This window comes from Rhizobium sp. USDA 4016, assembly GCF_056279705.1.
Window position 1 is genome coordinate 493407 of sequence record NZ_JBWCCY010000002.1, and the last position, 14848, is coordinate 508254.

The 14848-nt window shown below is 61.2% G+C and carries 14 protein-coding genes; 1 reads left to right on the forward strand and 13 read right to left on the reverse strand.

The features are described 5' to 3' along the window. Positions 1-13: 13 nt before the first annotated feature. From ACZ9DP_RS03305 to ACZ9DP_RS03335, 7 genes are all read right to left on the reverse strand, one after another. Entirely contained in the window at positions 14-958 is a 945-nt protein-coding gene (locus ACZ9DP_RS03305; RefSeq protein WP_476200230.1) for an ABC transporter permease, read from the reverse strand. Further along, positions 955-2004 (reverse strand): ABC transporter permease, encoded by a 1050-nt coding sequence (locus ACZ9DP_RS03310; protein ID WP_239602808.1) that lies wholly within the window; start codon positions 2002-2004, stop codon positions 955-957. Before ACZ9DP_RS03310 ends, ACZ9DP_RS03305 begins: the two co-directional genes overlap by 4 nt. Beyond that, on the reverse strand, positions 1994-3526 hold the full coding sequence (locus ACZ9DP_RS03315; RefSeq protein WP_476200231.1) for an ABC transporter ATP-binding protein: 1533 nt from the start codon (positions 3524-3526) through the stop codon (positions 1994-1996). The genes ACZ9DP_RS03310 and ACZ9DP_RS03315 overlap by 11 nt, the downstream gene beginning before the upstream one ends. Continuing rightward, positions 3523-4935 carry an amidase gene (locus tag ACZ9DP_RS03320; RefSeq protein WP_476200232.1) on the reverse strand — a complete coding sequence of 471 codons (1413 nt, stop codon included), beginning with the start codon at positions 4933-4935 and terminating at the stop codon, positions 3523-3525. The genes ACZ9DP_RS03315 and ACZ9DP_RS03320 overlap by 4 nt, the downstream gene beginning before the upstream one ends. Positions 4936-4943: 8 nt before the next feature. After that, positions 4944-5927: a BMP family protein gene (locus ACZ9DP_RS03325; RefSeq protein ID WP_194730470.1), complete on the reverse strand. Its 984-nt coding sequence runs from the start codon at positions 5925-5927 to the stop codon at positions 4944-4946. A 622-nt stretch (positions 5928-6549) separates the two neighbouring features. Then, positions 6550-7566: a hypothetical protein gene (locus ACZ9DP_RS03330; RefSeq protein ID WP_476200233.1), complete on the reverse strand. Its 1017-nt coding sequence runs from the start codon at positions 7564-7566 to the stop codon at positions 6550-6552. 336 nt (positions 7567-7902) lie between these two features. After that, positions 7903-8472: a nucleoside 2-deoxyribosyltransferase gene (locus ACZ9DP_RS03335; RefSeq protein ID WP_476200234.1), complete on the reverse strand. Its 570-nt coding sequence runs from the start codon at positions 8470-8472 to the stop codon at positions 7903-7905. A 125-nt stretch (positions 8473-8597) separates the two neighbouring features. Here ACZ9DP_RS03335 and ACZ9DP_RS03340 point away from each other — a divergent pair, with 125 nt between their 5' ends. Next, complete coding sequence (locus ACZ9DP_RS03340) at positions 8598-8858, forward strand: GrpB family protein (RefSeq protein ID WP_476202185.1); 261 nt, start codon at positions 8598-8600, stop codon at positions 8856-8858. Positions 8859-8915: 57 nt separating this feature from the next. Here the strand turns inward: ACZ9DP_RS03340 and ACZ9DP_RS03345 are convergent, their stop codons facing one another. The 6 genes from ACZ9DP_RS03345 to biuH form a co-directional block, all read right to left on the reverse strand. Next, on the reverse strand, positions 8916-9419 hold the full coding sequence (locus ACZ9DP_RS03345; RefSeq protein WP_476200235.1) for an AAA family ATPase: 504 nt from the start codon (positions 9417-9419) through the stop codon (positions 8916-8918). A 336-nt stretch (positions 9420-9755) separates the two neighbouring features. Next, a complete protein-coding gene (gene atzF / locus ACZ9DP_RS03350; RefSeq protein ID WP_476200237.1) occupies positions 9756-11588 on the reverse strand; it encodes an allophanate hydrolase in 1833 nt (610 codons plus the stop codon). Further along, positions 11585-11938 (reverse strand): cupin domain-containing protein, encoded by a 354-nt coding sequence (locus tag ACZ9DP_RS03355; protein ID WP_194730473.1) that lies wholly within the window; start codon positions 11936-11938, stop codon positions 11585-11587. Before ACZ9DP_RS03355 ends, atzF begins: the two co-directional genes overlap by 4 nt. Continuing rightward, complete coding sequence (locus ACZ9DP_RS03360) at positions 11931-12599, reverse strand: cysteine hydrolase family protein (RefSeq protein WP_476200239.1); 669 nt, start codon at positions 12597-12599, stop codon at positions 11931-11933. Before ACZ9DP_RS03360 ends, ACZ9DP_RS03355 begins: the two co-directional genes overlap by 8 nt. Beyond that, the gene (locus ACZ9DP_RS03365; protein WP_476200240.1) at positions 12599-14149 is read right to left on the reverse strand and encodes an ABC transporter ATP-binding protein; all 1551 of its coding nucleotides are present in this window, start codon (positions 14147-14149) and stop codon (positions 12599-12601) included. Before ACZ9DP_RS03365 ends, ACZ9DP_RS03360 begins: the two co-directional genes overlap by 1 nt. Further along, on the reverse strand, positions 14146-14847 hold the full coding sequence (biuH, locus tag ACZ9DP_RS03370) for a biuret amidohydrolase (RefSeq protein ID WP_476200242.1): 702 nt from the start codon (positions 14845-14847) through the stop codon (positions 14146-14148). Before biuH ends, ACZ9DP_RS03365 begins: the two co-directional genes overlap by 4 nt. Position 14848 lies beyond the last annotated feature (1 nt).

The following is a 14848-nucleotide window of genomic DNA, read 5'->3' on the forward strand; positions in this document are numbered from 1 at the left end:
GATGCGAGCGGTTTCAACGTTCGCCGCGGCGATAGGGTTGCATCAGCGCCTGCGGGACGCGGGCACGGCGGGCCATGACGGCAAGCGCGGCGATGGAAAGAATATAGGGGGTCATCAGAAAAAGCTGATAGGGCACGAGCCCGCTCAGCGCGGTTTGCAGCCGAAGCTGGAAGGCATCGAAAAAGGCGAAGAGCAGGGCACCGAACAGCGCGCGGCCCGGCCGCCAGGAGGCGAAGACAACGAGCGCGATGCAGATCCAGCCGCGTCCCTGCACCATGGTGGGGAAGAAGCTGTTGAACGCCGACAATGTCAGGAAGGCGCCGCCCATTCCCATCAGCGCGCTTCCAGCAACCACTGCGCCGTAGCGTACCTTCATCGGATTGACACCTTGTGCTTCCGCCGCATGCGGATTTTCGCCGGCCATGCGGATCGCAAGCCCGACGGGTGTGCGGAAGATGATGTAGGCCATCAGCAGGGCAATGGCGATCGCGAGATAGGTCGGCGCCGTCTGCGTGAAAAAGGCCGGCCCGATGAAGGGCAGCGTCGAGAGGCCAGGAATGGCGATCGGCTGGAACGGCACGACGGTGGGTGGGGTATTGGCAAGCGGCACGATCAGCCGGAAGACATAATAGCTGAAGCTGGAGGCAAACAGCGTGACGCCAAGACCGGAGACATGCTGGGAGAGGCCCAGCGATACCGTCAGGCCCGCATGCAGCAGGCCGAAGACCCCGCCGACCACCGCAGCGATCAGCAGGCCGGCCCAGAGATCGGCGCCGTGATAGACGGAAAGCCAGCCGATCATCGCGCCGATGGTCATGATGCCTTCGATGCCGAGATTGAGCACGCCAGCCCGTTCACAGAGCAGTGCGCCGAGCGTGCCAAAAATCAGCGGCGTGGCGATCCGCAGGATTGCCGCCCAGAGCCCGGCGGAAGCGATGATGTCGAACAGTTGCATCATCGCCGGATCCTGTATTGGGTGAAGAACAATGCGATCAGCATCGTCAGCAGCGACAGCGCCACCGTGACATCGGCGATATAGGTCGGGATGCCGAGACCACGGCTCATGCCATCCGCGCCCACGAACATCATAGCCGTGAAAATGGCGGCGAAGACGACGCCGAGTGGATTGAGGTTGGCAAGCATCGCGACAACGATGCCGGAATAGCCGAAACCGGGCGACAGGTCGGTCGTCACATAACCCTTGACGCCCATGACCTCGATTGCCCCCGCGAGGCCCGCAAGCCCACCCGACAGGCAGGCGACCTTCACCAGCGTTCTGCCAAGCTGAACGCCGGCGAAAACAGCGCCGGACGGATTGAGCCCGGTGGCGCGCGATTGCATGCCGAACACGGTGCGCGACTGGATGAAATGGACGATGATCGCCAGCGCAATCGCGATCGCAAGGCCGATATGCAGGCGGGAGCGGGCGACCAGCTTCGGCAGCATGGCGTGATCGCTGACCGATTGCGACTGCGGCCAGCCGAAAGCGAGCGGATCCTTGAGCACCCCGTCGATCAGCATCGAGACGAAGAGCAGGGCGACGAAGTTCATGAGCAGACTGGTCACGACCTCATCGACCGAAAAGCGCAGGCGCAGCCACAGCGGAATGAGGATCAGGACCATGCCCGCGACGGCACCGACAAGCAGCAGCAAGGGAATAAGAGCCGGAGCGGGAAGATTGCCAAACAGCTTGGCACTCGCTGCGGCAACCGCGATGGCACCGAGATAGAATTGACCCTCGGCGCCGATGTTCCACAGCCTTGCCCGGAAGGCGACGGCGGCGGCAAGCCCGGTTAGCATCAGCGGCGTGGCCCGCGTCAATGTCTCGGTTGCCGAAAGCCGCGAGCCGAAGGCGCCCGTTAGGATGCGCCAATAGGCCTCGAATACCGGTGCACCGGCAATCGCGATCAAAATGCCGGAGAGTGCCAGCGCTGCGACCACGGCGAGCAGCGGCGTCAGGACGAGGAGATAAAGTGGACGATGCTCGCGACGCTCAAACCGCATGATCGGCCTCTGGGAATTGCTGCCATTCACCGGCCATCATCAGTCCGAGTTCGCGTGCGTTCGCGACTTCCGCTTCGACGGGTGGCGAAAGCCTGCCGCCCACGATCGCCTGGATGCGATCGGCAAGCGCGATCACTTCGTCCAGATCCTCCGAGATCAAAAGCACAGCGGTCCCTTGCCGGCGAGCCTCTAGAAGGCGCGCATGTACGGCTGCCACGGCACCTTCATCGAGGCCGCGCGCCGGCTGGGCGGCGATCAGGATCCGCGGCCGCCGGTGCAGATTGCGGCCGAGGATAAGCTTTTGCATATTGCCGCCCGAAAGCAGCCGCGCGCGGCTTAAAGGGCTGCCGCCGCGGACATCGAATTGGTCGATGATCTCCTTGGCAAAGGCCATGCCTGCCCTGCGGTTCACAAGTCCACGTTGCGAAAACGCCGGCGAGGAAATGCGCTCCAGCACGGCGTTTTCCCAGATCGCCATTTCGCCGATCAGGCCTTCCTCGTTGCGGTCTTCCGGAATGCGGCCAATGCCGGCATTGACGACATCGCCGACGCCGAGATTGCCGATAGGTTCCCCGAAAAGCAGAAGGTCGCCGGATGAGCGCGAGAGCGTGCCGGAGAGAAGATGCGCCAGCGCCGCCTGGCCATTGCCCGAGACACCGATGATGCCGAGGATTTCGCCTTCGCGCAGATGGAAGCTGACGGACTTCAGCCGCTCGACGCCGTCGATCTTCACCGTGACATCGGTGGCCTCCAGCGCAACCATGCCAGGCGTCGATGGCTCGCGTATCGGCCGCGTTACGCGGCGGCCGACCATCAGCTCGGCGAGTTCGGCCTTGCTGGTTTCGGATACCCTGCGTTCGGCAACCATCTTGCCGCTGCGCAAGACGACGATACGGTCGGCCGCAGCCATCACCTCATCGAGCTTGTGGGAGATGAAGATCAGCGACAGGCCCTGGCGGGCCATTTCCTTCAGCGTCGTGAATAGCTTTTCGGCCTCGATATTGGTCAGTACCGCCGTTGGCTCGTCTAGGATCAGGATGCGGGCGTCGCTATAGAGCGCCTTGAGGATCTCGACGCGCTGCTGCTCGCCGACCGACAGGTCTCCAAGACGCGCGTCCGGATTGACCTTGAGGCCAAAGCGCTCAGAAATGGCGAGAAGCTTTTTCCGCGCGGCGGATGTGCCCGAACGCCATGACCAGAGCTTTTCCGTACCGGTCATGACGTTTTCGAGAACGGTCAGATTGGGCGCCAGCGAGAAATGCTGGTGGACCATGCCGACGCCGGCGCGGATCGCGGCGCGGGGCTTGCCCTGCGGGAGTTCGGCACCGTCGATCAGAATCCGGCCGGCATCCGGCATATAATGACCGAAGAGGATGCTCATCAGCGTGGTCTTGCCCGCGCCGTTTTCGCCAAGCAGGGCTACGATTTCGCCCTTGGCAAGCGTCAGCGAGATGTCGTCATTGGCCAGATTGGTGCCGAAGCGCTTGCTGACGCCTTCGATTTCGAGAACCGGAATTGTCATGCTGCAAGCCCTGCCACCGGAAAGCGATGCTGCCAGCGTTCCTCGGCCTCCAATCGTGCGGCGAGCGACAGCAAAAGCGGCTCGTGGCCCATCGGAGCCATGATCTGGACCGGCAGGGGCAAGCCGTCCGCATCGGTTCCAAAGGGCAGGGTCAAGGCCGGAAATCCTGAAATATTGGCGAGAGAGGCAAGCGGAGCAAAAGCAGCCATCCGCTCAAGCTGCAGCTCGGTATCGCCATGATCGAACGGAAATGACCCGATCGCAAGGGGCGCCTTCGCAAGCATCGGCATCAATAGGCAATCGACCCTGTCGAAGATAATCCAAAGCGCGCGGCTGGTGTGCACGGCGCCATTCAGCGAGGCCCAGAGTGTCGGTCCCGTGAGCGCATGCCCGCGTTCAATGAATGCCTGGGTCAAAGGTTCGGCGCGTGAAATATCGAGCTCGAGCGTATCGATGAAGGATGCGAGATTGACTGCGATGATGTCGCCGAGCGCGCGACTGCTGGCATCGACGCTTTGCTCGAATTCGGCCCAGCCGAGCGGGACGATCTGATGTCCATCCGCCTCCAGCGTGCGCGCAGCATCCTTGATTGCTTCGAGCCGCTTACTATCCGTCGGATATTTTGAGCCGGTCTCTGTCAGCAGGCCGACCCGCAACCGGCCACCTCTATCCGCCACGGTCTCCGGATCGGGGAACGGTCCCTTTGCCTTACCACGCAGCGTATCGAAAATCAGCGCTGTATCCCGCACCGAGCGACAGACGGCAAGTTCGCTGGCGATGCCGCCGAGATGATTGCCGAAGGATGGGCCGGCGGGCATGGCGCCGCGGCTTGGCTTCAGCCCGACAAGACCGCAGCACGCCGCAGGCACGCGGATGGAACCGCCGGCATCCGTTGCGTGGGCAATCGCTACAATGCCGGCTGCGACCGCCGCTGCTGCGCCGCCGGAGGAACCGCCGGGCGTGCGCGCCGGATCGAGCGGGTTGCGGCAGATCGGCCCAGTCGCCGGTTCGCTCGCCAGCGAAAGGCCGAATTCCGGGCTTGTCGTCACCCCGAACAGGCAGAAACCCGCTTCGCGGAAGCGGCTGGCGAGATCCGAATCCGGCTCGCTGCCGGCTCTTTCGAAGAGACGGGACCCGGCCGTTACCGGCATGCCTTCGAAAGGCCCGCCCAGATCCTTCGCCAGCGTCGGCACGCCGGCAAACGGCCGGGCAGCAAAGCGGCCCGGCTCCGAGCGCCGTTCTTGATCCACGGCTTCGGCCGACGCCATGCCCACCGCTTCGTCGAGATGAGCAATAGTGCCGAGAGTTTTATGGTCCCCCGCCGATGCAAGCGAGGCCTGCATCGCTTCGACAGAGGTCAGGCTGCCATTCCTGATCGCCTGTGCCAGGTCGGTCGCGTCACGGCGCATCGGTCGAACTACTTCGGCTCGTCCATCATCTTCGGGACTTCGAAGGTGCCAGCCTTTATTTCCGCCCGCTTGGCTTCCATCGCAGCTTCGGCGTCGGCCGGTGCCACCCCCTTGACGAAGACGATATCGCTGCCGCCTTCCTTCATCAGGCCATAAAGGGTGTAGTTCTTGCCGACCGGCTTGCCGGCTGCGACATCGGCGATTGCCGCATTGAGGATCGGGCGGAAGTACCACATGGCATTGGCGAACACGGTGTCCGGATAGCGCGGCGTGTAGTCGATCAGCGAGCCCACCGATTTGATGCCGCGTTCCTTCGCGGCGTCGGCTGTGCCGATGCGCTCGCCGAAAAGAATGTCGGCGCCGGCGTCGATCTGGGCAAGGCCGGCTTCGCGGGCCTTCGGCGGATCGAAGAAGGTGCCGATGAAAGAAACCAGATGCTTTGCATCGGGATTGACGGCCTTGACGCCTTCCGCGAAGGCATTGATCAGCATGTTGACTTCGGGGATCGGAATCGCGCCGACCGAACCGACGATATTGGATTTGGTCATCTTGCCGGCCAGCATGCCGGCAAGATAGGCGCCGTCATGGTTCCAGGTTCCGAAGACGCCGAAATTGCCGCCGGCCTCAGCGCCGCTCGACCCCAGCACAAAAGCCGTGTCCGGATAGTCGGCGGCCACCTGCCGCGCTTCTTTTTCGACGGCATAGGCCTCGCCGATGATCAACTTGTTGCCCTGTTCGGCATATTCGCGCATGGCGCGCGGATAGTCGGTGCCGGAAACTCCTTCGGAGAAAACATACTCGATGACGCCTTCCTTGGCTGCATCCTGCAAGGCTTTATGCAGACAGGAATTCCAAGCGTTCTCGACCGGCGAGGCATGAATGCCGGCAACCTTCATCGGGGCCGCTCTTGCCAGCGGCGCGAACCCGCTGACCCCGAGGGCAATGCCCGATGCGATCACTGCACGGCGTGAAATCAAGATGTCTTTGGTCATTGATTTGCTCCCCTTTTTTTACCATTTGGTTCAAAAAAACATAGGGAGCGCCTAAAAAAGTGTCAAGCGCCAAATTGGCTTAAAAATCAGGCTGTTCGACCCGTTCTCACTGCTACCTTGACGATCTATTCGTATCGGCCAGCGGCTCGATCTCGTACAGACCGAAACCCAGGCACCACGGTGACCACGGCGGAAAATGGGCGCAGAACAGCGCGGCAAATCGTAGCGATCATTTCTTCCGAGCCGTTGCCGATAACGTGCGTCATTGAGGCGTTGCAGGAAGCAGGATTGCCAGAATCTGCCGTTATTTACTTTCACACGACCGCGACCGACCCTTATATGGGTGGAGTCATGCTCTCACGCTGAATAAGTCGGCTGCGGTTGACATTTCTTATCTTTGGCTGTTGCTCGGACCGATCACGACTTTGTCCCTGAACCACGTATGCGACCCCTTGCCGATGGAGTTGCGGAAAAGGTCGAAATAGTTCCATTCGAGCTTGTCGGGAATATCGTCGATCCCGAGCGAAAATCGCTTGTTGCTCCATGCGGCATGCAGGTCTCGGGTCTAACCTCTTCGACTTTCGGGCTGCGAACGGGCGCGATCAGCCTCGTCCCATCGCGGCTATGCTGAGCGCATCGCCGCGATCGTGCGTTGCGGCGCGTCGAGGATCGCGGAAAAACGCGCCCCGCGCGCCGATTTCGGCGATGTTTCGCGAGTGGACATTGCCTGCCGGATGGCTTGCGAAACGTCGATTCCCATTCCCATCGGGAAACCCGGATTGGTGCTGTGCCAAGCACGCGGCACCACGAGATCGGCCGGAATGTCGGGACGGGAATTCAGCGCCCCGAACCAATCCCATTCCCCCATGACGTCGATGACATCCCTAAAGGTGGAGGGCATGCCGACTTTCGCGCTGATTGTGATGATCCGGGATCGCGCCGAAACCTTCGCCGCAACGTCGGGCCGCTCCTTAGTGATCGCGTAGAGCGCCTCTGACAGGACCAGGTTGCCCTTGGAATGCCCGGCCAAAACGCGAGGCGAGAAGCGCTCGTCCTCAAGCAGCGCGATCACGGTTTCCGTATCCTTGCTCGTCCGCGTCCACAAGTTTCCGTTCTCGAGCAGTTCGGTACGGGAGAACATCTTGGTGAAAGCATCGAGCGGCTCGAACACATGCCGTATGCCGTTGAGCGCACCGAACCAGAAGAAACCGCCGAGCGCTTCCGTCAGGATGTCCGCGATGCCATAGCCGGAAACCACGGCCGCCACGGGTTGGCCGAGCCCGTCAGCTATATTACGCGCGAATGCGGCCGCGCCAAGCGCGGAACTGCCAACACCGGCAACGGCCAGCGCGGTGACCGGCGCCGCCTTCTGCAGATAGTCCTGAGGCGTTAGAAACACGCGCAGCCGGCCCTCGCCGGTCGGCGGCACGAAAATGATGGCTCCCTCCCGCGCAAGCCAGAAGGCAAGATCTGGCGTCTCTTGGTGCGTGACGGCGTTGACGTCGTAGAAAACGGCATCCAGGACAGCATTGCGTCGCTGTATGGCGTCGAGCGTTACAGCGCGGAATGGATTGTCGGTGAATTTAGCCGGCAAGGCTGCCGCGCGTTCGAGTTGCACATTCGTCAGGACCGACAACATCTGCACATCCCCCAAAAGGATTGACGCTGCAGTGCAGCATAGTCTTCCCTGAACATTCAATCAACTCTACATAGAAGGAGGTCGTCAGAAGTCCGCCTGACGCGCTCGCACTTCTCGTCGCCACGTTGAGCGGCGTTAAGCAGGGCATCGCTGAGAGAGGCGCGGTCAGATTTGCCAAGAGGCATCGTAGCGCCGATCTCTATGAGCAGTGACGCTCCGCATAGAGGTCAAGATATTGTTGCCAGCACCAGAGCGCGGCAGGATGACTACCCAGCAGTTAAACAACCCTATCGCGCCAGCTATCGCAGCAGTGAAAGCCAGAGCCATCTGAACATTTTAGCCCAGCTTCTCAACGGCAACGGCAAGACACGTCTTGAACGCGGCAAGGTCCGTATAGAGCGCATCACGTGCCGCGTCTCCGATGATGAGGACGCCACCGCGCCGCTCAATCCCGGCGTGCAGCATGAGATTGTCGGCCAGGCCGAAATCCTCGATCGCAATCCCGTTCGGGTCACGCAGTCGACCTTCCGCATCATACGCGACGGCCCCGCCATAGAGATCGCTCACTCGTCCGCTGTGATCGCGGGCCACATTTGTATAAGCGAATACAGGCTTACCGCTTGCGCACATAAAGCCGAGTTCGAAGGCTGTCCCGGTATCGGCGGCAATGCCACGAAAGGGCGTCAGATTGGCGATGATCGCGTCCGCCTGAAGCATCATCTTCTCGTCCACCGCGTTGATCGCCGCGGCCCGCTCGCGCTTCGAGTTCGTGTGCGGGATTTCCAGATCGCCGGGCGAGAGCGGGAGAAGTCCCGCCTCACGGGCAAGTGCTGCCTTCCGATCGAGGATCTCACGGGCGTTTGGGAGGAAGACCTCCGGACCGGCCAGATAAACTTTTCTTGTCATAAAATTGCACCTAAAAGGGATGGGCTCGGCAACAAAAATACCTTCCTCGCTGTACAGCGAAGAAGGATCACAATCCAGTGGGCGAAACCGTCCACGCCGCGCGGGGCGTATGAGGGCGCGTTCAGATCGCGCAACGGCGCCGCAGCCGGCCAACGTCTCATCATCTGGACGTGTGCGATGCCGATAGTCCGGAACTGGAGCGGCACCTTGCTTTTCGCGATTACCTCGAAGCGAACCCTAAAGCATTTCTTACTTATGCAACGCTCAAAAAGAATCTCGCTGACAATTCAGATCAGATCGGGAAGGTTGCGCAAATGCCAAATCGCCATTCATACAGAAGTTCTGTCCAATCTGTCGCGGAAGTTCAGATTTCTTGGCGGGCATGATGCCAGCCTGAAACGAGCGCTCGGGGGGCGTCGTTGGCGTTCCCCTATACAGGCTCTTCAAAGACGATCCAGGACATAGGAAATTCCCTCCTCAAGGGTTAGACGCGATGTATCGAGAATCTCGCACGCAGAGGCGGTTGTTTCCCTTCGCAGAAAGCGAGCCCAATTCACCATGTTATCATCGCCCAGTTCAGGCTGCCCGCGATCAAATGAAAGACGTCTGATCCTCGTTTCATCGTCGCAATCCACAAGGATCGTCGAGTACGCCACGATACCAGCATGTGCTGCAGCCTCCGCGACGAACGAAAGGCGCGATTGACCTTCGAACAGCACGCTGCGACCTTGCGCCACCGGTTCTGCCAACCGCGACATCCACTCAAAAGTCGCTGCCTTCTGCCAGCTTTCCACCGACCCAAATTTGCTGACCATCTCGTCCACAGATGGCACGCCGATCCGATCCTTGTAGAAGACATCGATCTTCTCGCCATGTCTGATTTCGATTGCCTCGGCTATCGTCGTTTTTCCTGCACCGGACGCGCCGGTCAGAACCAAGAGCGGCATGTATCTTCCTTTTCCGGAGTGCGTCGCCACAATCGGACTATGCACGCATCACCTTTGAACCGGACATTGGTCGAGGCCAATCATCACGACGACCGTACGGATTGCTGCGGCCCAAATGCCTGAGTTCCGAGACCAGATCGAAGCCACGACCGAGTATGCGGTTAATGTCGTCGCTCAGGTGGAAGAGAACAACACGCCTTTGACCTGCTTCCCGGAATGCTTTTTTCAAGGCTATCTGACTGACGCCCCGTCAGCTCGCCGGGTCGCCTTGGACATCTGCTTAGAGAGAATGGCAGGGAACAACGCGGAGCAGCATGTTCTTGCTTGGTCGGCTACTTAACCGGCGTTGCTGATCCCCTGAGGTGGCGAAAGCTTTCTGAGATAGGCTCGCCAGCCGCCATGGTTCGTTATGTCCGAGGCTCCCTTAAGCGCGAGCGGTTCGGCGAGAAAACCCTTTGCCGAAGTGCCGTCCGAAAGCATGACCGTACCGATGCTCAAGGGAGCAGGGATAGCCGCCACGAACCGCCCGAAAGCCGCAGGTGAAAGCTTCCAGACTTCCGCTTCGATTTCGCTGCCTTCTCCCTCGCCGACGCCGACCATGCCCGGTTTGGGCGGCACGGTTCCGGGAAGCGCGTATAGCCTGTAGGCGCCAGAGGTGTGTGCGGCGCGAGAGAATTTTCCACCGAGATCGATCAGCTGATGGTTCAGGGGCATGCCGGATAGATGTGCGCCGACGACGACGATATCGATCAGGTCCTCATCCGCGGGCGCCAAAATGGAAGGACTGAGCCGGGGCTGCGACCAGCCCGTCGCACCGAGCGTCAGGCCGCTTGCCTGATGGAGATCGCGGGCAAGCGTTGCCGTCAGCCCGTCCCGGCCCGACGCGGCAAGCAGCGTCACGCTCGCCGGCAGGCCATCAGAGCGTCTGCCTGTCGGCACGGCGATGCCGCACATGTTGAGCAGGTTGACAAAGTTCGTATAGGTGCCGAGGCGCGCGTTCTCCCGGAGCGGCTCCACCTCCAGATCGCCCACAGTATAATGGGTTGGGGCGGTGGGCACGCAGAACAGATCGACGGAAGCGATGAGCGGCGCGACCTCTTTCTTCAAGGCTTGCAGCGCATAAAAGCCGTTAAAGGCGTCGGCGGCCGACAGCGACTTGGCGGCAGTGTAAATCTGGCGCGTCACCGGATAGAGGCTCTGCTCCATATCGTCGAAAAAGGGCTTGATCGCTGCGTAGCGTTCGGCCACCCAAGCGCCTTCGTAGAGCAGATTGGCGACCTTATAGAAATTGCCGAACGGCACTTCGACCAGATTGTGGCCGAGTTCTTCGAGCATGGATAGCGCATCGAAATAGGCAGCCTCCATCACGGTGTCGCCGAAGAACTCGAGATCGGCTCTAGACGGCACTCCTATCGTGAGCACCGGCTGGGCCGAGCCTAATCCTGGTGCGGGAACGGATTTCGAATAGGGATCCGTCTCGTCATATTTTGCGGCGACGGAAAACACTTTCCAGGCGTCATCGACCGTGAGCGCGAAGACCGAAACGCAGTCCAGCGTGCGGCAGGCGGGAATGACGCCGGTCGTGGAAAACGCGCCAACACTTGGCTTCAGGCCGACGATATTGTTGAGCCCGGCGGGGATACGGCCCGAGCCGGCCGTATCCGTGCCGAGCGCAAAGCTGACGATGCCTTGGGCGGTCGCCACTGCCGAACCGGAGGATGAACCGCCAGGCACCAGCTTGGGATCGATAGCGTTCCGCGGGATCGGGTAGGGCGAGCGGACGCCGACGAGGCCGGTCGCGAACTGGTCGAGGTTGGTCTTGCCGATCACCAGAGCGCCGGCCTCTTTCAGTAGGCGGACGACGGTCGCGTCCTTTTCCGGCAGGTAGGCATAGTCCGGGCAGGCGGCGGTGGTCGGCATGCCGGCAACGTCGATATTATCCTTCACGGCGAAAGGAATGCCGAAAAGCGGTTTTGCCGGATCGAACGCTCCGAGTTTCGCCGCCTCGGCCAAAACGGTAGACTTTTCGGCCAGGTGAATGAAGATGCCGGGATCGCTAACTTCGATGATGCGGGCAAACGCCGCTTCGACAACGTCGGCGACACTGCCCCCATCCCCGTAGAACGCGTGCAGCGAGGTGATATCGAAGGCCGGTGTCGTCGCGTTCATACCCTTTCCTCTTCCAGTATTCTTACGGGCCGATCCCATTGGATCAGCACGACGCAGCCAGTCTCGCTCCAGACGGAGTGTTCGGTGTCCGGCGCGTTGACGATATAGCTGCCGCGGCCGTAATCGCCGGTCTCGTCGGATTGTACCCCGTCGAGCACCAGGATGGTTTCAAGCCCCTCATGCCGGTGGCGCGGTACAGAGGCGCCTGCCTCGTATTTCAGGAGAGCCACGCCCGGCTGGTCGCCTTGGAAAGGTCTAATCCAGTGAATGGTGACTTCATCGCGGAAGCGGACGAATTCCAAATCCTTCCACCCACCCGATGTGAGAAGTTCGCGGGTCGTTTCAGGCATGGGCGATGCTTTCCAGAATGTCGTCGACATGGGCAGTCCAGCCGACGATCGCGCCCTGGGCGCGGATCATCGCCATTGCCGCGGCCTTGAATTCGGGAAAATAGCTCTCCGTCGCCTCCTCGGCCAGCAGACATTCATAGCCACGGTCGTTTGCCTCGCGCATGGTCGTCTGGACGCAGACTTCCGTCGTGACGCCAGCAAACACGAGCTGCTTGATGCCGCCTTCCTTCAGCACGTCGCCGAGCTCGGTGGCATAGAAGGCGCCCTTGCCGGGCTTTTCAATCACCACTTCCCCGTCGATGGGTGCCACTTCCGGAAGAATTGCCGTGCCGGGTTCGCCCGAGATCAGGATGCGGCCCATCGGGCCTTCGTCACCGATCTTAAGCGAAGGACTGCCTCGGTCGCGTTTGGCCGGCGGCAGGTCGGAGAGGTCCGGCCGGTGGCATTCCATCGTATGGATGACCGGCAGGCCGGCAGCGCGGAAGCCCTGGATGAGGCGCTTGACATCAGGCACGATCCTGGTGATGCGGCTAACGTCGTTGCCGAGGCTTGCACCGAAGCCGCCGGGCTCGGCGAAATCGCGCTGCATGTCGATGACGATCAGCGCCAGCGCGCCGGGCTTCACGGCAAAGGGAAAGGGTTCTGCCTTGATTGCGACCATCAGTGATGCCCTGCCATATGCGCGCCGATGACGCCGATATCGGCGGAACGCGCCGGCGTCTCGTAGACGAGTTTGCCCTCCGAGATCACCATGATGCGGTCCGACATCTCGAGGAGCTCATCGAGATCCTCCGAAAGAAGAAGGACCGCGGCTCCGGCATTGCGAGCCTTCATGATGCGGGCGCGGATTTCGGCGACGGCCGAGAAATCAAGGCCGAAACAGGGATTCGAGACGATCAGCAGATCGACATCGCCAGTCAGTTCCCGGGCGAGCACCGCACGCTGCACGTTGCCGCCCGAAAGTGCTGCGATCGGCGAGGAGGAAGAGGCCGTCTTGACCTTGAAATCTGAGATCAGCGCCGACGCACGCTTCTTCATGCTGCTCCTGTTCAGCCAGATCGCGTCCTTGCCGTCCGGCTTCAAGTCGAAGGTGCGGAAGGCAAGGTTCTCGCTGACGGTCATTTTAGGCGCGCACGCGTTCTGCAACGGCTCTTCGGGGATGAAACGCACCTTGTTCTTGCGGGTCTCCTCGCGGGTGGCGCCGTAAGCCTCGCCATTGACTATGACCTGGCCGGTATCGGTCGGGCGCTGGCCAGCGAGAATTTCTGTCAGCTCCTTCTGGCCGTTGCCGGAAATGCCTGCAATGCCGACAATCTCGCCGGAGCGGACCATAAGCTCGTCGATTTCGATCGTCTTCAGGCCGGACCGGTCCGCGGCTTTCACCTGGCTTACAGTCAGCACGGGTCTTGCCGCTTCCGCCACCGGCAGACGGCTGTCGAGCTCGGCGAGCTTGACGTCGCCGATCATCATCGCCGCCATCTCGGCGGTGGAGAGCTCGCCTACCTTGCCGGTGCCGACCAGCTTGCCGCGACGCAGGATCGAGCAAGCGTCGGCGAATTTCGTCACCTCGTGGAATTTGTGGGAAATCATCAGCACGGTGAGCTCGCCGCGTTCGGTCATGCCGCGCACGATGCCGAGCATCTCATCGGCTTCGGCGGGGGTCAGCACGGAGGTCGGCTCGTCGAGTACGAGGAAGGAGCGGCCGAGATAGAGCTGCTTGACGATTTCGAGCTTCTGTTTTTCGCCGGCGGCAAGCTCGCTCACCGGCCTGTCGAGTGGGATTTTGAACGGTATGCGTTCCATGAAGGCCGCCAGATCCTTGCGTTCGCGGGCCCAGTTGATCACCCCAGGTACTTCGGTACGGCTGATCACCAGGTTTTCAGCGCCGGTCAGAGACGGAACCAGTGTGAAATGCTGGTAGACCATGCCGAGCCCATAGGTCGCGGCATCCCTGGGTGAGGCGATTGCCACCTCGTGGCCGTCGACCGACAGCGAGCCGGATGTCGCGTGATAGAAGCCCATGATGCATTTGACGAGCGTCGACTTGCCGGCGCCGTTTTCGCCAAGAAGCGCGTGAAATGAGCCGGCGGGAACGGCGATCGAGACGTTGTCGAGCGCGGTGAACGAGCCGAAGCGCATGGTCATGCCGAGCGTATCGATGCCGACCGCTTTGCCGGCCTTGGGGAGGGGCGTGTCGCGAACGGTGCTCATGGCAGCTGGCTCACAAACGTTTCAGAATTGGAGACGGAGCCGAAGACGCCACCTTGCATTTTCACCATCTTGATGGCGGCGAGGTGGTTTCCGTAGTCGGTCGCACCGCAGCAGTCCTCCAGAAGCAAGCATTCGTAGCCGCGATCGTTCGCCTCGCGCATCGTCGTCGAGACGCAGACATCGGTGGTGATTCCGGTGAGGATAATGTTCTCGATGCGCTTCTGATTGAGGATGAGTTCGAGGTCGGTGGCGCAGAACGAGCCCTTGCCGGGCTTGTCGATGATCGTCTCGCCTTCGATCGGGTAGAGTTCGGGGATGATGTCCCAGCCGGGTTCGCCACGCGTCAGAATGCGGCCGCAGGGGCCGGGATCCCCGATGCCGGCGCCGATCCGCTGTGAGCGCCAACGTTTGTTGGCCGGCAGATCGGCGAGGTCGGGACGATGGCCCTCGCGGGTGTGGATGATGTGGTAGCCCTTGGCCCGCATGGCCGCAAGCACGTGTTTGATGGGTTCGATCGGCGCCTGCACCAGCGACAGGTCGTAGCCCATGTGGTCGACATAGCCGCCCTTGCCGCAGAAATCCGTCTGCATGTCGATGATGATGAGGGCGGTATTGTCCGGCCTCAGAGCGCCGTTATAGGGCCACGGATACGGATCGGCGTCGACAAAATGCCCTTTGGTTTCGACCATCGCGTCCATC